Source organism: Aquibium pacificum (assembly GCF_040839445.1).
GTDB lineage: Bacteria > Pseudomonadota > Alphaproteobacteria > Rhizobiales > Rhizobiaceae > Aquibium > Aquibium pacificus.
This window is the reverse complement of sequence record NZ_JBDPGJ010000005.1, coordinates 122,965-141,367: the sequence shown is the minus strand read 5'-3', so window position 1 is coordinate 141,367 and position 18,403 is coordinate 122,965. Positions and strand designations below refer to the sequence as shown.

22 protein-coding genes are annotated in these 18,403 nt (G+C 65.8%); 12 read left to right on the top strand and 10 right to left on the bottom strand.

Translation table 11 applies throughout. The features are described from left to right. Positions 1-82 precede the first annotated feature (82 nt). Positions 83-1,444, bottom strand: a complete 1,362-nt coding sequence (locus tag ABGN05_RS21100) for a DNA-packaging protein (RefSeq protein ID WP_373695969.1) — start codon at positions 1,442-1,444, stop codon at positions 83-85. Further along, positions 1,335-1,823: a hypothetical protein gene (locus ABGN05_RS21095; protein WP_367956026.1), complete on the bottom strand. Its 489-nt coding sequence runs from the start codon at positions 1,821-1,823 to the stop codon at positions 1,335-1,337. Before ABGN05_RS21095 ends, ABGN05_RS21100 begins: the two co-directional genes overlap by 110 nt. 491 nt (positions 1,824-2,314) lie before the next feature. Between ABGN05_RS21095 and ABGN05_RS21090 the strand changes: the two genes are divergently transcribed. From ABGN05_RS21090 to ABGN05_RS21075, 4 genes are all read left to right on the top strand, one after another. Further along, positions 2,315-2,707 carry a hypothetical protein gene (locus ABGN05_RS21090; RefSeq protein ID WP_367956025.1) on the top strand — a complete coding sequence of 131 codons (393 nt, stop codon included), beginning with the start codon at positions 2,315-2,317 and terminating at the stop codon, positions 2,705-2,707. Between the two features lie 88 nt (positions 2,708-2,795). Continuing rightward, positions 2,796-3,008: a hypothetical protein gene (locus ABGN05_RS21085; RefSeq protein ID WP_367956024.1), complete on the top strand. Its 213-nt coding sequence runs from the start codon at positions 2,796-2,798 to the stop codon at positions 3,006-3,008. 84 nt (positions 3,009-3,092) lie between these two features. Continuing rightward, the gene (locus ABGN05_RS21080) at positions 3,093-3,368 is read left to right on the top strand and encodes a hypothetical protein (protein WP_367956023.1); all 276 of its coding nucleotides are present in this window, start codon (positions 3,093-3,095) and stop codon (positions 3,366-3,368) included. Positions 3,369-3,493: 125 nt separating this feature from the next. Next, positions 3,494-3,847: a hypothetical protein gene (locus tag ABGN05_RS21075; protein ID WP_367956022.1), complete on the top strand. Its 354-nt coding sequence runs from the start codon at positions 3,494-3,496 to the stop codon at positions 3,845-3,847. An 84-nt stretch (positions 3,848-3,931) separates the two neighbouring features. Here the strand turns inward: ABGN05_RS21075 and ABGN05_RS21070 are convergent, their stop codons facing one another. Beyond that, positions 3,932-5,641, bottom strand: coding sequence for a DUF1176 domain-containing protein (locus ABGN05_RS21070; protein WP_367956021.1), 1,710 nt, complete (start codon positions 5,639-5,641; stop codon positions 3,932-3,934). A 462-nt stretch (positions 5,642-6,103) separates the two neighbouring features. Between ABGN05_RS21070 and ABGN05_RS21065 the strand changes: the two genes are divergently transcribed. From ABGN05_RS21065 to ABGN05_RS21050, 4 genes are all read left to right on the top strand, one after another. Further along, a complete protein-coding gene (locus tag ABGN05_RS21065; protein WP_367956020.1) occupies positions 6,104-8,257 on the top strand; it encodes a transglycosylase domain-containing protein in 2,154 nt (717 codons plus the stop codon). A 108-nt stretch (positions 8,258-8,365) separates the two neighbouring features. Next, the gene (locus ABGN05_RS21060; RefSeq protein ID WP_367956019.1) at positions 8,366-8,947 is read left to right on the top strand and encodes a DUF1214 domain-containing protein; all 582 of its coding nucleotides are present in this window, start codon (positions 8,366-8,368) and stop codon (positions 8,945-8,947) included. Then, positions 8,940-9,482: a DUF1254 domain-containing protein gene (locus ABGN05_RS21055; protein WP_367956018.1), complete on the top strand. Its 543-nt coding sequence runs from the start codon at positions 8,940-8,942 to the stop codon at positions 9,480-9,482. The genes ABGN05_RS21060 and ABGN05_RS21055 overlap by 8 nt, the downstream gene beginning before the upstream one ends. Positions 9,483-9,656: 174 nt before the next feature. After that, the gene (locus ABGN05_RS21050) at positions 9,657-10,343 is read left to right on the top strand and encodes a DUF1013 domain-containing protein (RefSeq protein WP_367956017.1); all 687 of its coding nucleotides are present in this window, start codon (positions 9,657-9,659) and stop codon (positions 10,341-10,343) included. Positions 10,344-10,390: 47 nt separating this feature from the next. Here the strand turns inward: ABGN05_RS21050 and ABGN05_RS21045 are convergent, their stop codons facing one another. Continuing rightward, positions 10,391-10,582, bottom strand: a complete 192-nt coding sequence (locus ABGN05_RS21045) for a hypothetical protein (protein ID WP_367956016.1) — start codon at positions 10,580-10,582, stop codon at positions 10,391-10,393. Between the two features lie 205 nt (positions 10,583-10,787). On the opposite strand from ABGN05_RS21045, the gene ABGN05_RS21040 reads away from it, so the two are divergent. Further along, positions 10,788-11,807, top strand: a complete 1,020-nt coding sequence (locus ABGN05_RS21040; protein ID WP_367956015.1) for a DUF2336 domain-containing protein — start codon at positions 10,788-10,790, stop codon at positions 11,805-11,807. Here the strand turns inward: ABGN05_RS21040 and ABGN05_RS21035 are convergent. From ABGN05_RS21035 to ABGN05_RS21025, 3 genes are read right to left on the bottom strand one after another with little or no spacing between them, the layout of a single operon-like run. Then, positions 11,794-12,138, bottom strand: a complete 345-nt coding sequence (locus ABGN05_RS21035; RefSeq protein WP_367956014.1) for a DUF1491 family protein — start codon at positions 12,136-12,138, stop codon at positions 11,794-11,796. The genes ABGN05_RS21040 and ABGN05_RS21035 overlap by 14 nt on opposite strands. A gap of 8 nt (positions 12,139-12,146) precedes the next feature. After that, positions 12,147-12,977, bottom strand: a complete 831-nt coding sequence (locus ABGN05_RS21030; protein ID WP_367956013.1) for a peptidoglycan-binding domain-containing protein — start codon at positions 12,975-12,977, stop codon at positions 12,147-12,149. Next, positions 12,952-14,751, bottom strand: coding sequence for a sensor histidine kinase (locus tag ABGN05_RS21025; RefSeq protein ID WP_367956012.1), 1,800 nt, complete (start codon positions 14,749-14,751; stop codon positions 12,952-12,954). The genes ABGN05_RS21030 and ABGN05_RS21025 overlap by 26 nt, the downstream gene beginning before the upstream one ends. A 437-nt stretch (positions 14,752-15,188) precedes the next feature. Between ABGN05_RS21025 and ABGN05_RS21020 the strand changes: the two genes are divergently transcribed. Further along, positions 15,189-15,500, top strand: a complete 312-nt coding sequence (locus ABGN05_RS21020) for a DUF5330 domain-containing protein (protein ID WP_367956011.1) — start codon at positions 15,189-15,191, stop codon at positions 15,498-15,500. 127 nt (positions 15,501-15,627) lie between these two features. Next, positions 15,628-16,056 carry a SufE family protein gene (locus ABGN05_RS21015; RefSeq protein WP_367956010.1) on the top strand — a complete coding sequence of 143 codons (429 nt, stop codon included), beginning with the start codon at positions 15,628-15,630 and terminating at the stop codon, positions 16,054-16,056. A gap of 3 nt (positions 16,057-16,059) precedes the next feature. Here ABGN05_RS21015 and ABGN05_RS21010 read toward each other — a convergent pair whose 3' ends face one another. Together ABGN05_RS21010 and ABGN05_RS21005 are read right to left on the bottom strand one after the other, a co-directional pair. Next, a complete protein-coding gene (locus tag ABGN05_RS21010; protein WP_367956009.1) occupies positions 16,060-16,863 on the bottom strand; it encodes a DUF6456 domain-containing protein in 804 nt (267 codons plus the stop codon). Then, entirely contained in the window at positions 16,864-17,307 is a 444-nt protein-coding gene (locus ABGN05_RS21005) for a helix-turn-helix domain-containing protein (RefSeq protein ID WP_367956008.1), read from the bottom strand. 216 nt (positions 17,308-17,523) lie between these two features. Here ABGN05_RS21005 and ABGN05_RS21000 point away from each other — a divergent pair, with 216 nt between their 5' ends. Further along, a complete protein-coding gene (locus ABGN05_RS21000; RefSeq protein WP_367956007.1) occupies positions 17,524-17,871 on the top strand; it encodes a cytoplasmic protein in 348 nt (115 codons plus the stop codon). Here ABGN05_RS21000 and ABGN05_RS20995 read toward each other — a convergent pair whose 3' ends face one another. Beyond that, on the bottom strand, positions 17,872-18,261 hold the full coding sequence (locus ABGN05_RS20995; protein WP_373695968.1) for a Ros/MucR family transcriptional regulator: 390 nt from the start codon (positions 18,259-18,261) through the stop codon (positions 17,872-17,874). Between the last annotated feature and the right edge of the window lie 142 nt (positions 18,262-18,403).

Sequence of the window (18,403 nt, the reverse complement as noted above, 5' to 3'; positions counted from 1 at the left end):
TCCTCGATTGATGTCGTGGCGGCGGGTCTTTCACCTCCCCCTCGCGGGAAGGTCGGACCGCAGGTCCGGGTGGGTTCTTTGCCTAGACGCCCCGCACCCGCGGCTCAGCCGTCCCGCGCAGCAGGAGCTCCGTCAGGGCCCAGACCAGCGCATCCATGCGGTCGGGCGAGCGTCCATCCGACAGCCCATCCGGGCCGAAATCGCACATCTCGTCCTCCAGCGTGGCAAACCGCGCAGCGTGCCGCACGCGGCCCTGTTCGTAGAGTGCCGCCACCGGCTCGGCGCGCAGCCATTTTCCCCGGCTCGCCCGCACGCTCTTGACCGGCACGGAAGCGTCCACCGAGCGGATCACCGCGGCGACCATCTCGCCGCCCTGGTTGACCTCCGCCACGATCGTGTCCGCCTCGAATTCGTGGAACAGCCGCACCGCCTGCCCCGCCCATTCGGCGGGCTTTGCCTGGCGCACCGTCCCGTCGAAAAGGACGACGGCTCGTCCGTCGCCCAGCGACCCGGCGACCACGATGCCGCAGGCGTCCGACGTCCGGCGCGAGCCCGCCGGCGGGTCGACCGCCACCACCACCCGCTGCGGTTCGCCGGAAAACTCCGGCGCGAACGCCGCCTCGACCATGCGCCGCGACCACAGCGCGTCCTCGCGGTCGGCGATCAGCTCGCCCTCCAGTTCCTGGCGCCCGAGCCGCGTGCCGGCATACCGCGCCTCGACCGCTGCGATGAAGCCGGCGGCAAGATTCTCCGCATTGTCGCGCGTCGTCATGCGCGTCTGCCAGAAGCGCGGATCGGCCATCAGACGGCGCACCAGCGGCGCCGGCCTCGGCGTCGTGGTGATCAGCTGCAGCGGCCGCTCTCCCAGCCGCAGGCCGAACTGCAGCATGTCGAAGGTCGCCTCCATGTGCTTCCACTTGGCGAGTTCGTCGCACCACGCGGCTTCGAATTGCGGCCCGCGCAGGCTCTCGGGATCTTCGGCCGAGAACGCATACGCCACGGCGCCCGAAGCGTCCCACACCAGCCTGCGCCGGCTCGCCTCGAAGCGCGGCGGTTCCCCGCGCGCGATCGTGCGGATGCCGGACGGTCCCTCGATCATCACCTCGCGCACGTCCGAAAACGTCTCGCCCACCAGCGCGATCTGATGGTATCGGCCCGTCAGCGAGAACGGAGGGAACCCGCGCACCAGCGCGTTGACCCATTCCGAGCCCAGCCGCGTCTTGCCTGCCCCGCGCCCGCCCACCACCATCCAGTTGTCGGGCGCGCCATCATAGTGCCGCCACAGCGGATATTGTTCGTGCCGCGCGCGGGCGAACCATTCCCGAATCGTTCTGTCAGCCAGTTCCGGTGCCAGCACCTTCCGCCACGAGCCGGGCTGCTTCCGCTCGGGCGAGTTCGATGATGCGTTCGTCGATGATGCGGAATGCTTCGGCGAGTTCTTCATCGCTCCTTGCTTCTTCTTCCTTCGCCCGTTCTCGTGCGAGCGTTTCCCAGCGTTCCATCATGCTTGCCAGCGCGGCGAGCCCGTCGATCTCCTTCTTGTCGAGCGTCACGCCGCGTTCGGCTGCCTCCATCAGCCGCGCAATCTGCCGCGACACGAACCGCGTCCCCCGCGCCAATAGCGCGACGGGATACTCGTCCGGCGCCGGCTGTGCCAGAATCGGACGCGCCGAAGCATCCTCGCCGGCGACGTTTTGCGCAGACCCGATCGAAGCCGGGACACCGCCCTCGCCGCCCGTCTCCGCCGCCGCGAACGGCTCACCGCCCAGGCCGCCTTCCCCGATCGCGAGCGCCGTCGTCCGGGCCAGTGTAGGCTTGCCCATCGGCTGCTTTCCTTCCGGCTGTTGACGATCTCAGGCGTCTGGCGCCCCTCCCCGCCATTTCAGCAGGCGAGGTGGCCCGGACAAACCAGCGGCTCGCGCTGGCCCGAGACCTGGCTGCCTGGATACGAAGAATAACTTGGAATTTATCCGTCCCGCCGCACGCACAGCGGCGTTGAGTCAGACGCGCGATCCGGAGGAGCCCAGAAAGCCCGCCCGCTCTCATCGGCACAGTTTCGACGATGACCAAAACCTACCAAACCACCGTCACGGTGTCAAGGATTTTTTTCCTATTATCTGCAGGCGATCACTACAACAGATCCCCGCCGCGCTTGACCAGACAGGCGAGATGTCGATGACGGCCGATCTCCCCCCTTATAGCGGAGATGTCCGACAGAGCAGAGAGGGCGCCGTCCCGCGAACTCCCCTCCCACCCTCTACCCCCCTCCCTTCAAACCTGCTAATACTCCCCTCCTCGCGCGGCGCCGCCGCCGTTGATGGACCCGATCCGCTTGTTCCGGATTTTTTCGCACCGCCCCTTCCTCGGCCTTCTGGTCGCGCTCGCGGCCATGGCGCATCTGGCCGCGTTCGCAACAGCGGCGCCGCTCCCGGTCCGCGCCGGCCAGCTCTCGCTCGCCAATGGCGAACTCCATGCCCCCGCGCTGACCAGCAAAGCGCCCCAGGCGGAGGCGCGCATGCGCCTTCACGAGCCGAAGCGCTTCGCCGATGCCGAGCCGTCCGGCGCGAGCGTCCCCTCGGACGCCACGTTCCTCTCCCGCGCCGGCAGACCGGCCCTCGATCCCGCGCCGGCCGAAGCCGGCTTCGTGCGCGCGGCGATCTTTTCGCCCGGCCAGCGCGCGCCCCCCGTCCTCCTCCGCACCACCTGACATAGCCCGGCAGCATCGGCCCGCGACCGCGAAACGGCGGCCGGCGATGTGTGCCGATTGTCCACCTATCCGGTCTGGAGAAATCCTCATGCAAGCCGCCATGGGCCTCGCCCTGCTTGGACTGTGCTTCCTTCTGATGCGCTACGCCAAACCCGATGCCGAAGGCATCGCGCCGTCGATCATGCAGCTCTGGGGCGTGGCCACCGCCGCCGCCCTCCTGTTCACAGTGTTCGCCGGCCTCGGCATCCTGCTCGTCGTCTTCTGGGCGCTGGGCATCGGTGCCGGCGTCGCACCGGTCTGAACCCGCTTTCCTTTTGAACCTTCGCGCGCATTCCGGCGGCCCGTCCGCCGGCTCCCGCTCGCCACCCAACCAGGAAAATCTTCGATGTCTACCCTCGACACCACCATGTTAGGCGTCACGCGCGCAGACCGCGTCGTCACGCCCGGCAGCCTCATCGGCATTGCCGTCGTCACGGCGCTCATCGGCAGCCAGCTGGCCACCGTCACCGCCGCCTTCCTCTACTCGCTGGTCGTGCTGTTCCATATCCCGGACGGCATCGCCACGGTCATCGGCGTGATCTTCGCAGGGCTCACGCTCTGGGGCGTCGCGGTCATCGCACGCCTCGCGTACGAGGCCGAAACCGATCCGGCCAACAACTGAGGCCGCACCGGCGGGAGCGGGGACGGCGTCGATCCCGGCTCCCGCCTCATCACGACCTGGTGAGGGAACCGCCTCGCGCCGTCGTCGTTTTGCCGGGGGACCACAACAAAAGAAGGAAACACCCAATGAAAACCGCAATCATCGCCGCCTTCGCCGCCGCTTCCATGTTCGCCGGCTCGGCCCTCGCGCAGAGCACCGGCTCGACCGCTTCCGGTCAGAACGGCTCCGGCCCCAACATCATGAGCGACATGGAACAGTCGATGATGGACGAGAACCCCGGCATGGCCTCGTTCTTCACCGACGACACCATGAGCGAACTGCGCGGCGAAGACGAGTTCAAGGCTGCGTGGGACGGCATGTCGGATGAAGACCGCACCCGTCTGCAGGCCGCTTGCGAGTCTCCGGACATGAACGACTCGACGTTCTCGCGCGGCACGCTCAGCCTCTGCGCACAGGTCAAGGCCGCCAACGCGGGCTGACCTTTCTGCCGGCGCCGCAACGGCGCCCGGCCTCTCCCCTGCCTGGGGGAGAGGCTGCTACCTGACACGCAAAGACTTCCCCCTTCAGTACGCCACCTGCCAGTCGCCCGCGGGCGACTTGCGCAACAGCGTCAGGGACGACGGATCGAAGTCCTGGTACGCCTCTCCCGGCAGGTCGATCAGCATCCCGAAATCGGCCACCACCCGCCACCAACGGTCGACCCCATCGCCCTCGCTGAAGGAGCCGCACATCGGCGGCGTAGGGCCGTCCTGGGCCGCCATCGTCGCAGCATCGGGTGCGTAGACCCATCCATCGCCATTATCCTTCCGCTTCAGGACGCATTTCACGCCCGGCATCGGTTGGTCCATGCCGTCCCGCGAGGCCCGCAGCAGGTTGGGTATGGGATTGGACGGATCGACATGCGTGATCCACACCACCCGCGTCTCGCCCTGCGGCGTCCCGCCATTGTCGGCCCAGAGCGCCGAGCGCGTGATGTCGAGCGTGGCATAATGCGCGCCCCCGCCATATTCGAGCTGCGTGGTGATGCCCTTGCAGCGCAACGCCTTGTAGAGCAGCACGCCGTCGATCATCTGCGCTTCGTTGACGACCCAGTCGCAACTCGGGTCCGGCAGGAGATAGTCGTTCGGATTGCTGGTGTTCAGCAGATAGTCCGACGCCTGTCCCTGGCAGATGCCGGTGACGGGCAACGTCGGTCCGCCGTCCGGGCAGTTCGGCACGGGCAAGCCCGCGCGGCTGCTTTGCTTGCCTCCCGGCAGTGGAGGCATCGGCGCAGGCCGGTTCGTGGCGTACATGCCGCCGCGCCTGCCCTGCGTCACGCATTCCTCGATCTTGGTGATGGCGGCCGCGGTGCCGCGCAGCTGGAAATCGAGGGACGCCCGGTGGATGTCCAGGATCATCGTATTGCCATTGCGGATCCGGTCCAGGTCTGACATCTGCAGCCAGACGAAGGTCCACGGACCTGCGGCCGAACCACCCGTGGGGCGGACATCGCCGTCGACCTCGATCTGCCCGCTCCAGTCGGGCATAGCCTGGTAAGGCACGGCGAGCTGCCACTGCGTGGAGCCATCCACGGTCAGGTCCCGCCCCAGACGCCAGACGCCGCCATTGTCGCTGCGCTCCGCGACGCAGTATCCGAAGCGACCGTTGACTGTGCCGCTGAGCACGGTCCAGCCGCGCGTCTCGCCGTAGAACCGCTCCGAGGCGCCCGGCATGCCAGCGATGTCATAGCCGCCATAGGCGTTGGTGCCGCCCGCCGAGGGCGGCGGAACCTCGCGCACGACCGGGGTCTGCCGCCGCGCCGGCGGCCGGCCCTGGTTCACGGCGCATTCCCGCGCCTTCGCCATGGCGGCGGAAGAGCCGGAGAGGCTGAACGCCTGCTCGCCGCGGTCGAGCACCATGCGAACCTGGCTGCCGTTGCGCAGATCGTCGGCGAACGCGTCCGCGTCCAGGCTCGCCCATCCGTCGCCGTCGGCCATGAAGGTTACCGGCTGCAGATACTGCCCGAAGCCGATATGGCCCCGCACTGGACCGTTGGCACCATAATAGGGGTTCCCCATCTGCCACCGGTTGCCGTCGGTGGCGAGGCGCAGTTGCGCGCGCCCGTTATCCGAATCGGCGGCGCAATAATGGAAAGCGCCGTTCGTCGTCACCGAGATGACGCGCCAGCGGCCGAGATCGGCGTATTCCCGTTCGTCCGGATAGGTTTGCGCACACGCGGCCGATGCCGCGGACAAAAGGAAAATGCCCGCGGCGAGAAGCTTTCTTGTCGACATGGTAACCCCCGTTGAACTTCGCGGCGGATCCCCGACACCACCGGGCGGCGGTGTTGCGCTCGCGGCGCGCTTTCAGGCGAAACCTGCCCCGAAGAAAATGCCCCTTCCCTTGCGGAATCGGTATTTGCACGGCTCTTTCGACGTGACAATCCCGCCGCCATCGCGCTGTGGGTTTTTCGACGACGAATCTTGTCCAGGTTGCATCCTCCACCTGTCCCCGAACGTCACTCCCCCGCCGCCGCGCCTCTTTTAAAGACGCCTCCCTGACGCGCCAGGAGTCGCGGCGCGGCAGGCGAAGGAGATGCCGCGGTCTTCACCCTGTTGCCTGAAACCGCCGCCGCCCTTCCCGATTTTCCTTGTCCCGTCCGCCACTTCCGGTGCAAAGACTGATGCCAAGCGCCACGAAGTTGCCCATATGGGGGAACAGTATCGGTCCGCGAGGATTTCGAAGCCCGTCAGCCAATGGAAAACCCGTTCGAATCCCGGAAATCGAAGGCACCACGGGCGTCGAAGCTTCTCGAACTCGATGCCTGGATCGATTCCACCCTCTATGAAGCGGGCTTCTCGGCCGGCGAGCGCTGGGAGCGCATCACCATCTTCTTCCGGCGCTTCCGCGTCTACGGTTGGAAGCGCGCGATCTTCGAGCTCCTCGGCGAGGGCATGACGCTCGGGGCCGCGGGCTGCGTCCTCCTGCTCGCCCTCGCCATGCCGGCATTCGAGGAGACGGCCGGCAACTGGCGCGCGCAGGCGGACTTCGCCGTGACCTTCCTGGACCGGTACGGCAACGAGATCGGCCAGCGCGGCATCATCCAGCGCGACAGCGTGCCCATCGACGAGATGCCGGACCAGGTCGTCAAGGCGGTGCTGGCAACCGAGGACCGGCGCTTTTTCGAACACTACGGCATCGATTTCCTGGGGCTCGCGCGCGCATTGTCGGAGAACGTCCGCGCCAATTCGGTCGTTCAGGGCGGCTCCACGATCACCCAGCAGCTTGCGAAGAACCTGTTCCTGTCCAACGAACGCACCATCGAGCGCAAGGTCAAGGAAGCCTTCCTGGCGCTGTGGCTGGAGATGAACCTCTCCAAGAAGGAGATCCTGCAGCTCTACCTCGACCGCGCCTACATGGGCGGCGGCACGTTCGGCATCACGGCGGCGACCGATTTCTATTTCGGCAAGAACATCAAGGACGTCACTCTTGCCGAAGCGGCGATGCTCGCCGGACTGTTCAAGGCGCCGGCCCGATACGCCCCGCATGTCGACCTGCCGGCCGCGCGCGCGCGCGCCAACGAAGTGCTCACCAACATGGTTCAGGCCGGCTTCATGACCGAAGGCCAGGTGATAGCGGCGCGCCGCGCCCCGGCCGACGTGGTGGACCGCGACAACCAGAAACATCCGGACTACTTCCTCGACTGGGCCTTCGAGGAGGTGAAGCGCCTCGCCGCGACCATGCCCTCCCACTCGCTGGTCGCGCGCACCACGATCGACCTCAACATCCAGCAGGCGGCGGAGGAGTCCCTCGAGTTCCACCTGCGCCAATTCGGCGAGGACTACGGCGTGAAGCAGGGCGCCATCGTGGTGCTCGACAATGACGGCTCGGTACGCGCCATCGTGGGTGGGCGAGACTATGGAACGTCGCAGTTCAACCGCGCCACCAGCGCGCAGCGCCAGGTCGGGTCGTCGTTCAAGCCCTACGTCTATGCAACCGCGATGGAGCACGGCTTCACGCCAGATTCGATCATCTCGGACGCGCCGATCACCTGGAACCGCTGGACGCCGAAGAACTACACGCGTGGATTTTCGGGCCGGATGACTCTTTCGACCGCCCTCATCAAGTCTATCAACACGGTTCCGGTGCGTCTGGCCAAGGAACATCTGTCGATTCCGCCCATCAAGGCGCTGACCGAATCTTTCGGCGTCGAATCACCGGTGTTTTCCGACAAGACCATGGTTCTCGGCACCTCCGGTCTGACGGTCCTCGACCAGGCGACGGGCTACAACGTCTTCGCCAATGGCGGCTTCGCCGGCACGCGCCACGGCATCACCCAGCTTGCAACCCATTCGGGAGAGGTCGTCTACGACTGGCGCCGCGACAAGCCCGAGCCGAAGCGGGTGCTCTCCGAACAGGCGGTTCGCTCCATGAACTCGATCATGGTCCAGATTCCGGAGATCGGCACCGGCCGCCGGGCCGCTCTTGAGGGGATCCGAAGCGCGGGAAAGACCGGAACCACCCAGGCCTACAAGGATGCGTGGTACGTCGGCTACACGGGCAACTACACGGCGGCGGTCTGGTTCGGCAACGACGAGTCGACCTCGACGCGCAACATGACCGGGGGTTCGCTGCCCGCCATGACATGGCAGCGGCTGATGACCTACGCCCACCAGAACGTCGAACTGAAACCCATTCCCGGCATCGACAATCCGTTCATCGAGGCTCCGGAAGAAGAGAAGGTCGCCGCTGCGGACGACGCCGGTGAGAACGGGGAGGAGCCCACGCCCGACCGGCCGCCGGTCATGTCGGCGGCCACGACCGTTCTCCTGCGCGCCATGGCAGACCGCTTCCGCGACGCCCCCCGCCTGCGCCCTGACGGCGACATCGAAACCCTTTCCGCGCTGTAGCCGAAATGTCTGATCCGTGGCTTCTCGCGAACAGCGATTTCCCGCGCCTTTCGCGCCGTGCCTTCGCATGACGGACGCCGTGGTGATCCGCATGGCCACGGTAGCCCCATGACGCGGGTCCTCCTTTCTGTCGCGCTGGTGCTCGCCCTCTCGATCGGTGGGGGAGCGGCCTCGGTGTGGTACGCCGTCAACGAGATCGGCGGGTTCGGCGCGCTTCATGTGGGCAGCTGGACGGCCTATCCCGAGCGCGGGACGCCGGACGCGGACCCCTATTCGAAAGCGCGTTTCGCGCGCGATGCCGAATTGCCGCTCGGGCGGGCGGAAGGCATTTCCTTCGTCGCTGCGAAGGATTCCTCCGGCCTGGAGCTTCGCCGTCGCTGCACCTACCGCATCGAAGGAACCGTACCCGTTTCCCGCTTCTGGACGCTCTATGCCGCCGCGAACGGTCTTTCCCCGATCCGGCACGAAAACCGCCGCCCTGGCCTCCAGTCGCTGCAGATCCTGAGGCAACCGGACAATTCGTTCGAGATCGCCGCCGGGCCGCATCCCGCTCCCGGCAACTGGCTCCCGCTAACGGGTGAAGGTCCCATGTCGCTCGTCCTCACGCTCTACGACGCTTCGGCTCTGAACGATGCGGGCTCGATCGAACTGGAACTGCCCCGCATCTACCGGGCGGGCTGCGATGCTTAGGGTCCTCTACGCCCTTCTCCTCGGTCTGCTGGGAGCCGCGATCGTCCACATCGTGATCCTTCTGCTTCTCCCTTTCATCACCGACAAGGATGCCTGGTCCCGGCTGGCCGCCGAAGGCGAGACTTTCGAGATGGTATCGTTGTCCAGCAAGGCGGCGCCGGCCCCCGTCGTCACCATGACGGATCCCTTCATCCGGGCGAGCGCCTGCCGCTTCGACCTGACGCAGGGGATTGCCCGGATAACCGCGCAGTCCGACGTTCCGTTCTGGTCGGTGTCGATCTACGACCGACGCGGTCACAACGTGTACAGCTTCAACGACCGCACGGCCACGGCCAAGGCGCTGGATCTGGCCATCGTTTCGCCGACACAGATGCTGGAACTGCGAAAGAGCCTCCCCGACGAGTTTGCGAAATCCCTTTTCGTGGAATTCGCCCAGCCCGCCGGGATCGTGGTCATCCGCGCCTTCGTTCCGGACGAGACGTTCGAACCGGCGGTCGAGGGCTTTTTCACCTCCGCTTCCTGCCGCGCGAGCTGACCTCTGACGCGACCGGTCCTGCCGTCGAGCCCTCGCGCGCTCCCTTTCCGGGAAGCCGGTTAATCGTTGCGGAAGGGAGCCGGAAGCGTTATAGAGCCCGTGATTTCCCAACTTGGTGGCTAGTACCACCGCCCGCGCAAGGGACGCGGGCGAACGAGAGGAGTTTACTCTACGATGGCCAATCAACTCCTGATGCCAAAGGCGACCGCCGTCTGGCTGGTCGACAACACGGCTATGTCCTTCGACCAGATCGCCTTCTTCTGCCATCTGCACCCGTTGGAAGTGCGCGCGATCGCCGATGGCGAATCGGCCCAGGGCATCAAGGGCATGGACCCGGTCATGACCGGGCAGCTGACGCGCGAGGAGATAGCGAAGTCGGAAGCCGACCCGAACTACCGCCCGAAGCTCTCCGAGCCGAAGGTCCGCATCCCGGAGACGAAGCGCAAGGGACCCCGCTACACGCCGCTGTCCAAGCGCCAGGACCGTCCGAACGCCATTCTGTGGCTGGTGCGCAACCACCCGGAATTGAAGGATGCACAGATCTCACGGCTCGTGGGCACGACCAAGTCGACCATCGAGCAGATCCGCAACCGAACTCACTGGAACGCGACGAATCTCCAGCCGATGGATCCCGTCACGCTCGGCCTGTGTTCGCAGATCGACCTGGACCTTGAAGTCCAGCGCGCCTCGCGCGGCACTCAGCCCCAGGCTCCGACCGGGGATACCTTGCTGCCGGCCTCGATGACGGAAACCAGGTCCGTCGAGCGGGAAGAGGCGGACCACGACAAGGAACTCGACGCGAGCAAGGTCTTCGCCAAGCTCTCCTCCTTGAAGGGCAACCGCGATGAGCACGAAGAGTAAAGGCGGCCTTTTCGTCTGAGATACGCCGGACGGCGGCTCTCCTCCGGTCAGGTGGCGGTTTGGCTCGACGTTTCGGCGGGCGAGCCGCCCTTGCGGGGCGAATTGTCTTCCGGCCGGTCGCCCGGCTCCTCCCGTTCGTAGCGAACGCCGGGAAAGATGATGATCGTGGCAGGGCCCGCGGCCGGTCGCCGGACGGGCGCTGTGATGCTGCGCTGTATGAATGGCACTACGTGGGTCATGGCTCCGGCAATCTCCGTCGATGCACTCGAGCACGCTTGCGTAAACGCTCTGATGTGAACTCTGCACGGCTTAAGGTTAACAGCTCGTCAACGAATTGCTGTTAGCGTCCCCAGTTGGAAGGGCGCCAGGCAAACTCCCGCGCGATCCGGGAATTTCGTGCGTGATCGCGGTGCGCCCAGGTAACGAGTCGAGCGTGCGCAGAGTATGTCAGCGGAATTCCGACATGTTGCGAACCGCAACGGAAGCGGCAAGTCAGAACGTCTCGTCCGGGCGGCCGTATCGGCCTTCTGTTCCCTGACCCGACCGACCCGGCGCGAGATCAATCAGCTCGCCCAGCTCGTCCTGCCCCTCCTCAACCGCGTGCCTGTCGATTCAAGACGGTTCGTCTCTGCCGCCCTGTCCGATTCCCGCTACGCGCCTCACGAACTCGTCCTGCGCCTCTGCGAGGAGCCCGTCGACATCTGCGCGCCGCTGCTCATCCGTTCGCCTCTCCTCGGCAATGGCGATCTCGTGCGCATCATCGGAAGAATGGGCCCGCACCATGCGGCCGCCATGTTGCGCCGGCAGCGCCTCCACCCGGCAATCGCGGCTCTGGCAACGAAGCTGGGCGATGCCGAAGTGGAACGACCCTCGACGGCAATCCAGACGCAAGGCAAACCGCCGGCCGAGGAACCGTCATCGGCCGTCGTCGAACCCGAACGTCGCACGTCCTTCCGGGAAGACGCCGAAGAGGAAGTCCGCAAGCGTCTTCGCCAGATCATGGCCGGATCATCCGCAGGTGGAAGCGCATCGAAGCTCAGCCCCGTCAACCGGGGGTTCGCCATGGCCAACCGCGACTATGAGCGACTGAAAGCCAACGTGCTCTCGGGCAACCGCGCATTCTTCCAGAGCGCCTTGGCCGATACGCTCGGCATCGACTATGCGACCGCGCAGGCGATCGTGGCATCCCGGGACTACGACGACCTGATCGCGGCGTTCCGGCACATCGGCCTATCCGAGGAGGAAGCCTTCCTCCTCGTGTGCGCGGCCTGTCCGGACCGGTTCCAGAGCGTCGAGGAGATCCGTGCCTTCGCCGACCGCTACCGGTCGCTACGCATCCGGGCGGCGGACCGGAAGGTCGGCGAGTGGAAGCCGGCAGCAGCCGACGGCCGTGCGTCATCCGAAGGCGAGGTTGTACCCTTCGTCCGCGTTGCCGGCGGCGACCGCGACCTCAAGGCGTCATGACGTCCAGGAGGTCTTCGGGTGGCCGCGGCGTGTCGAGTTCCACGAACCAGACATCCGGGTCGAACCGCGCCTCGCGTGCAATCCGGGCCGCCAGACCATCTTCCTCGAGTTTCTCCGCGATCACAACGAATTGCCGCCCGCCGGGCCGCTCCTCGTCGTAGCCGCTCTGCGGTGCCGGGCCGAGCAGGGTCGAATCCCCTTCCCTCCCCCGGATGACGATGAAGACCGCCCCCGCTTCCGCGGCGCCCTTGCGCATCACGGCGGCGAACCCGCCATCGCCGAAGACGCGCCGCATGAGAGCGGAGACGAAGAAGTCCGAGGTGACCCTCATGCCGGACCTCAGTTCGTCAATCCGATTTCCGTCATCTTCTCCAGGAGCCTGGCGTCCGGCTGTCCCGTGACGGGCAGCCCGAACAGCGTCTGGAATTCGCGCACGGCGCTTCGGGTCCTTTCTCCCATGACGCCATCGATCTCTATGCCCTCGTTGCCGAACGCTCGCAGGCCGGCCTGGATCTTGACGATCTGCGTCTGATCGAGGGCAGCGCCCGGTTCGTTCGAGCCGATCGAGGCGACCACGTCCTGGCGCGGCGCGGGAACGGGAACGCCGTCCGGGATCGGCACCGCCTCGGCGGAGCGTTTCACGCCCGGATCCAGCGCGTCCAGAAGCTCGGCACTGACCTCGCCGGTCACGGCAATACCGATCGTCTTCTGATAGTTGGAGATCGCCTGTCGCGTCTTCGGGCCCGAAAGCCCGTCGACTTCGCCGGAATAGAGTCCAAGCTCCTTCAACGCCGACTGGACCCGGGCGAGCGTTTTTTCATCTGCGGTCGGCGCGGTGGGAGGTTGGACGGCGATGGTTTCTACCGGTTGCGGCTGAACCGAGTTGGTCACGTCCGGACGCGGCACGGGACGTGCGACCGCGGCCTCCCGAACCGGCTCCGCGACCCGGTGCTCCACGAGGATCCGGGTCTGGAGGAGCGGCTCCGGATGCGGGAACGGCTGGTACCAGAGAGCGTTCGCGGAAACGTAGAACAACACCACCAGGAACGCCGTCGAACTTCCGACGAGGACCGGATTCTCGACGATGGCGGTTCCCGACGCGGCCGCCACCGTCCCGATCAGGCCGGGCGGGCGGCGGTCGATTTCAGGCCGACTGACGGAATGCTTCATTTGCTTTCCTCCGCGTTTTGCCGGACGGCGAGATGGTGAGGATTTCGGCATCGTGTCTGTCTTTGGACCCTGTGCAGTCTTCGAAAGGTATGGTGATCTCTACGGACGTCCCCAGTCCCGGCGCGCTCTCGACGGCCATCGAGCCGCCGTGGAGTTCCACTAGGCCCCGCACGAGCGACAGCCCGAGCCCCGTCCCCTCATACTGCCTCGTATAGTCATTGAGAACCTGTACGAACGGCTTGCCGATCCTCGGCAGATCTTCCTCGGCGATGCCGATGCCGGTATCGCTCACCGACAGCTTTATGCCGTCGGCATGCCGTTCTGCCTGAACAGTCACGTTCCCTCCCGCCGGCGTAAACTTCACCGCGTTCGAAAGAAGGTTGATCAGGATCTGCTGCAGCGCCCGCTTGTCGGCATGGACCTCGCCGACGGTCTCGTCGACCCGGGATTCCAGTTCGACCCCCTTTGCCGCCGCCTGGTAGCTCATGATCGCCTTGCTGGTCTCGACAGCGTCCTGCATGCGGAAATTTTCGCGCACGATCGGATAGGTCCCCGATTCGAGCTTGGCGGCGTCGAGGATGGCATTCACGACCGTCAGCAGGTGCTCGCCCGATTCGCGGACAAGGGCGGTGTACTCGCGCTGGCGTTCGTTGCCGAACGGACCCGCCATCCCGCACAGGAGCATGTCGGAAAAGCCGATGATCGTGTTCAGCGGCGTGCGGAGTTCGTGGCTGACCGTCGCCAGGAATCGAATCTTTTCCGTCTCCGCGCAGCCGCGTGCCGCATCGAGTTCCTCGCGAAGGCGCGCGACCGCGGAGTTTTCCCGCAGGATCGCGACGAAATCGCCCCCGTCGGTCTGCTCGCGAACGAACTCGAGCACGAACGGCCGATAGATGTGCCCCGGCTGGCTCGTGGCGTCCGTCGGCAGCCGCAGGCGGAGTTCGACCATCCGGTACATCCCGCCCTCGCGAATGTCGGCGACCGCCGCTAGGTAGGCGATGCGGTCCGCGACATGGACCCGGTCCAGGAGACCGGTACCGAGCAGGAACTGCGGATCGAGCTTCAGCATGGAATGCGCTTGCGGCGAGCATTCCACGACGTCCGCGTTCGCCGACAGGCGCATCGTTACCGCCGGATAGCACTCCGCGAGGAATGGGCCGCTTCTGGGCAAGGGTACCTCGGCCGCGGGGAAGAGCGCCTCGCGCCTCAGCCACAGCGTAGCGGCGTAGACCAGGGGAACGAGCCAGAACCAGGCCGCGGGCGCATCGACGGCCATGCCGTAGGTCCACGAGATCGATGATCCCAGCACGATCGCGGTGACCGCGGCGACCGCCCCGCCGACGAGTGCGTACCGGGTGCGCGCGACGAAAATCGGTTCCAGGAGCAACGGCACGAAGGACAGGAAGAAGGGCGAGGAAGGTCCGCCGGCCAGGGGGACGAGCAACGCCAGGGGCGGGACCGCGCCGGCGAGCAAGGCGGGCCCTGCCACGCTGCGCGACCCGCTATGGGCGACCGCGACCGCGGCCGTCCATCCGATGACGAAACACATGCAGATCGCGGCGAGCGCGACGGAAACACCCCCGACAGGCGCCAGAGCCTGGGCCAGGGCTGCCGAGACCAGGAAGGGGCCGGCAAGCGCCACGCCGAGCAGGCGGCGTTGCCTGCCGCGCTCGATCTCGTCCGTCACGGAAGGATGGACCAGTCTCCCGCAGGCGTCGGCGAGACCGGAAAATCCTTCGCTTGCTGCTGTTGGGAGCCTACTCAAATCACGCACTCACTGACGTCCGTTCAGCGGATCTTTATTCTCGCCGAAACTCTCATTGCCGGTTTAATGAATGAATAAGGCGGGAGCGTCAGGGAGCGCCCGGGGAGCCGAAATGACCTTCAGCGGGGGTTGGGAGGGGGGTAGCTTCAAGGGATGGTTAATGCGCGATTAGCGGAAATCATGTCCGCTCCGGCCGCTTCCACGGCACGATCTCCGGCCCGCGCGGCGACAAACCGTTACGGATCAGCGATATAGGTGGTTACCCGGAAATGTCCTGCTTAGCTAGAAGTCGTCTCGAATTCGATTCGAACCCGAGCCATTCAAAACCATTTCCAATTTTATGAAATCTTGACCGCCGGCCGCAATCCGGTGTTGGGCCGGCTGTGCGAGAAGAGCGCAATGGCTAATCCGCCATCTCATCGGAGATCGGACGACAGGGCATCGACATGGGATTTCTGATCCGGACAATCTTCTGGTTCTCGCTGGTGCTGCTGGTCCTGCCGCTGTCGCCAGAGGACTCCAGCGGCGCCGCCGACCCCGTCGGCGCCTTCGAGGCGATCAACGCCGCGCGCGAAGCGGTCGGGGATCTGAGCGGAATGTGCGAGCGCAGGCCGGAAATCTGCGAGACCGGGCGGGCGGCGTTCCACACAATCGGCGTCCGCGCCCGCGAAGGCGCCCGCATCGCCTACGAATTCCTCGACACCCAGGTTGAAGAGCCTGACGGGACGATCACGACCGGCGGCGTCCCGGTCGAGTGACGGAGACTCCGGGGCGGTCATCGCCGTCCCGTTCGATACCGCGAGCCCGCCCCGCGACGTGACGGGCCCCAGGCGGTGACTCTGGCGCATCCAGCCCCTATATGGGACTCCAGAGAGGCGCCATCGAATGACTGCCGACATCGATTCCATCATCGACGACTTTTCTTTCCTCGACGATTGGGAAGATCGGTACCGCTATGTCATCGACCTCGGCCGCGACCTGCCGCCTTTCGCCGAGGCCGACAAGAACGACGTCAATCGCGTGCCCGGTTGCGTCAGCCAGGTCTGGCTGACCACGAAGATCGGCCCCGGCGACGATCCGGTCATCCAGTTCGCCGGCGATTCGGACGCGCACATCGTCCGCGGTCTCGTGGCCCTGATGCTTGCGCTCTATTCGGGACGGCCGGCGAGCGAGATCGTGGCCACGGATGCCGATGCGGTCCTGGCGAAGCTCGGGCTGGACGAGCATCTCACTCCCCAGCGCTCGAACGGCCTGCGTTCGATGGTCAAGCGCATCCGCCGCGATGCACAGGCGGCCCTCAGCGAAAGCGCCTGACGGTCAGCGCTCGCTCATTTCGGGGCGGTAGTCCTCCGCGCCCCAATGAAGGATGCTTCCTCCGGATACCTTTTTCCGCTCCGGCTCGTAGTGGCGCGCAAGCGCGGCGAGCGCGGTCTTGAGAACCACCTTTGCCGACCGTGCCGGCCAGGCCCGCTCGATCTCCACCGTCTCCAGCCCTTTCAGAAAGCAGCAGACATCCACGAGGAGACCGGCGAGTTCGGGCCCAACGCCCGTCAGCGCGGCGTTGACGCGTTGCCGGGCGGCGACCGCGCCGTCCGTCAGTTCCGCGCTCGCGCCCGGCGTGCCCATCGGCCGGCCGGAGGTTCCGGCCGCGCTCCAGTTGGCGCCCAGCCGGGGAAGAAGCTGCCCCCGCGTGTAGTCCGCGCGCAGGCGTTCGCCCGCCCGGAACTCCCTGGCCTCCAGGAAAGGCTTGCCGTCCTTCGCCTTGCGCCGGGCGAGCTGACCGAGCGGCGATTCCGACAGGTTCGCAAGTGCGTTCCGGCGCCCCTCCGGAAGCTCGACCGAAGCGGAGCCGATCTCCACGTGTTGCCCCAGGCAGTTTTCGTCACGCATGCGGGCAAACGCCGACACGCCCGTCGGAGTTAGGCACGCGACACGGTCCGAGACCGTCACGAGCGACCGGCGCAAAAGCCCGTCGAACGAAATCCGGCTGGCCGAAATCGTTCCGAGCCGCTGCGACGTGAGCCTGATCCGGTCGGCGCGGGCGCAGTCTTCCACGCAGGCCGGGCCGAATGAAAGAAGCCGGAGGATGCGGAGATCCTCCTTTTCGCTCTGGCCGGTCATTCAGATGCGCTCCATTCCCCTGAGCGCCGCGCGCGCCACCCTTTCCGTCATCAGGACGAGCGCGTCGAAATCGGCATCGTCGCGCATGTCTTCGATGAGATGGCACGCGTGCAGGACGGTCGTCCGGTCGCGGCCGAAACCGCGGCCCACCTCGCTCATCGTCAAGCCCATGACGACGTGGGTGACGTACATGGCGATCTGCCGAACCCGCGCGACGCTGGTGCATGTCCTGCCGGGCTGCCGGAGTTCGCGCCCGCTGACGTTGAAGAGAGCGGCCGCAATATCGATCATGCAGTCGCAGATGCCGACATTGCGTTCGAGCGCGGAGGATGAACATTCCGATACGCCCTTCGTGGAACCGCACCCGGTCCGGTCCCGGTCGCTGTCGGCAGATGACGGTTGCCGTTGCTCTCTGACGATCTGGCAGGCGGTACTGGACGGCACGGCGCTTCCCCCTCGTTATAGGAATATGTTCCTCTTATATCGAGACGGAAGGATGGTGTGAACAAAATAGCAACGGAAAAAGGCCCGCCTTGCCGCGAACTCGTTGATCTTCCTGTGTGTTTTCGAAAAGACTTTCGGCAACGCGGCGGAATCTCTCCCCGCTCCGCCGGCGGCGGGCATGCTTGCAACCATATTCAACCGGAATGGAGCAGGCGGATGCCGGCAATCGCCAGAGAAGCTCAGTTGTTCGAAGCCGCCCGGGCGCGCGAGATCGCGTTCGCTCGGGCATCGGCGGCGTTCTTCCTCGCCACGGGCATCGACCTTGCAACCGCGATGGGCGCGGAGGGGGAACACAAGGCGGCGATCCGGAGAAGGGTTCAGCGCCTGCTCGAACGCGAAAGGCTCCGCGGCGGAGCCCGGCACTGGAGCTACGACCTCAACCGTCACATCGCCCTGAAGCAGGCGCTCGCATTCATCGATCTTGGTTTGCCCGCCGGCGAATGCACGAAAGCAAAAACGGCGCCCGAAGACGCCGTCTTGACACTTGGCACGATGACCGCTTGATCAGCGCGTCTTGCGCTTGCGGCCGAGACCCATCTTCTTGGCGAGCTGCGAACGGGCAGCCGCATAGTTCGGTGCGACCATCGGATAGTTGGCATCGAGGCCCCACTTCTCGCGGTACTGGTCGGGCGTAAGTCCGTAGTGGGTCATGAGATGACGCTTCAGCGACTTGAACTTCTTCCCGTCTTCGAGGCAGACGATGTAGTCGTCGTGTATCGACTTTTTCGGGTTCACCGCCGGCTTGGGCTTCTCGGTGGGCACCTGTTCCGTGCCAGAGCCGACGCGGCCGAGCGCGCTGTGGATGTCGGCGATCAGGTTCGGGAGTTCCCCGGCAGGAACTGGATTGTTGCTCACGTAGGCGGCGACGACGTCGGCAGTAAGTTCGATGAGCATGTTACCGCTCATAGCACTGGATTCGGGTAGTTCCATGGTTTTCAGGCCCCAGTTCGAGGATGGTCGATTGCGTTCGGCGTTCTTACGCGCCGATCAACGGCGATGTGCGAAATAGGAATTCTACGATTCGCATATCGGCTAG

Bases quoted from the DNA above. Each gene is read 5' to 3' on its own strand.
- ABGN05_RS21040 (WP_367956015.1), top strand. From the start codon at position 10,788: ATGTCAGCGGAATTCCGACATGTTGCGAACCGCAACGGAAGCGGCAAG.
- ABGN05_RS21010 (WP_367956009.1), bottom strand. From the start codon at position 16,863: ATGACCGGCCAGAGCGAAAAGGAGGATCTCCGCATCCTCCGGCTTCTT.
- ABGN05_RS21065 (WP_367956020.1), top strand. From the start codon at position 6,104: ATGGAAAACCCGTTCGAATCCCGGAAATCGAAGGCACCACGGGCGTCG.
- ABGN05_RS21035 (WP_367956014.1), bottom strand. From the start codon at position 12,138: ATGAGGGTCACCTCGGACTTCTTCGTCTCCGCTCTCATGCGGCGCGTC.
- ABGN05_RS20995 (WP_373695968.1), bottom strand. From the start codon at position 18,261: ATGCTCATCGAACTTACTGCCGACGTCGTCGCCGCCTACGTGAGCAAC.
- ABGN05_RS21030 (WP_367956013.1), bottom strand. From the start codon at position 12,977: ATGAAGCATTCCGTCAGTCGGCCTGAAATCGACCGCCGCCCGCCCGGC.
- ABGN05_RS21070 (WP_367956021.1), bottom strand. From the start codon at position 5,641: ATGTCGACAAGAAAGCTTCTCGCCGCGGGCATTTTCCTTTTGTCCGCG.
- ABGN05_RS21015 (WP_367956010.1), top strand. From the start codon at position 15,628: ATGACTGCCGACATCGATTCCATCATCGACGACTTTTCTTTCCTCGAC.
- ABGN05_RS21095 (WP_367956026.1), bottom strand. From the start codon at position 1,823: ATGGGCAAGCCTACACTGGCCCGGACGACGGCGCTCGCGATCGGGGAA.
- ABGN05_RS21045 (WP_367956016.1), bottom strand. From the start codon at position 10,582: ATGACCCACGTAGTGCCATTCATACAGCGCAGCATCACAGCGCCCGTC.
- ABGN05_RS21060 (WP_367956019.1), top strand. From the start codon at position 8,366: ATGACGCGGGTCCTCCTTTCTGTCGCGCTGGTGCTCGCCCTCTCGATC.
- ABGN05_RS21080 (WP_367956023.1), top strand. From the start codon at position 3,093: ATGTCTACCCTCGACACCACCATGTTAGGCGTCACGCGCGCAGACCGC.
- ABGN05_RS21055 (WP_367956018.1), top strand. From the start codon at position 8,940: ATGCTTAGGGTCCTCTACGCCCTTCTCCTCGGTCTGCTGGGAGCCGCG.
- ABGN05_RS21050 (WP_367956017.1), top strand. From the start codon at position 9,657: ATGGCCAATCAACTCCTGATGCCAAAGGCGACCGCCGTCTGGCTGGTC.
- ABGN05_RS21000 (WP_367956007.1), top strand. From the start codon at position 17,524: ATGCCGGCAATCGCCAGAGAAGCTCAGTTGTTCGAAGCCGCCCGGGCG.
- ABGN05_RS21020 (WP_367956011.1), top strand. From the start codon at position 15,189: ATGGGATTTCTGATCCGGACAATCTTCTGGTTCTCGCTGGTGCTGCTG.
- ABGN05_RS21100 (WP_373695969.1), bottom strand. From the start codon at position 1,444: ATGAAGAACTCGCCGAAGCATTCCGCATCATCGACGAACGCATCATCG.
- ABGN05_RS21075 (WP_367956022.1), top strand. From the start codon at position 3,494: ATGAAAACCGCAATCATCGCCGCCTTCGCCGCCGCTTCCATGTTCGCC.
- ABGN05_RS21085 (WP_367956024.1), top strand. From the start codon at position 2,796: ATGCAAGCCGCCATGGGCCTCGCCCTGCTTGGACTGTGCTTCCTTCTG.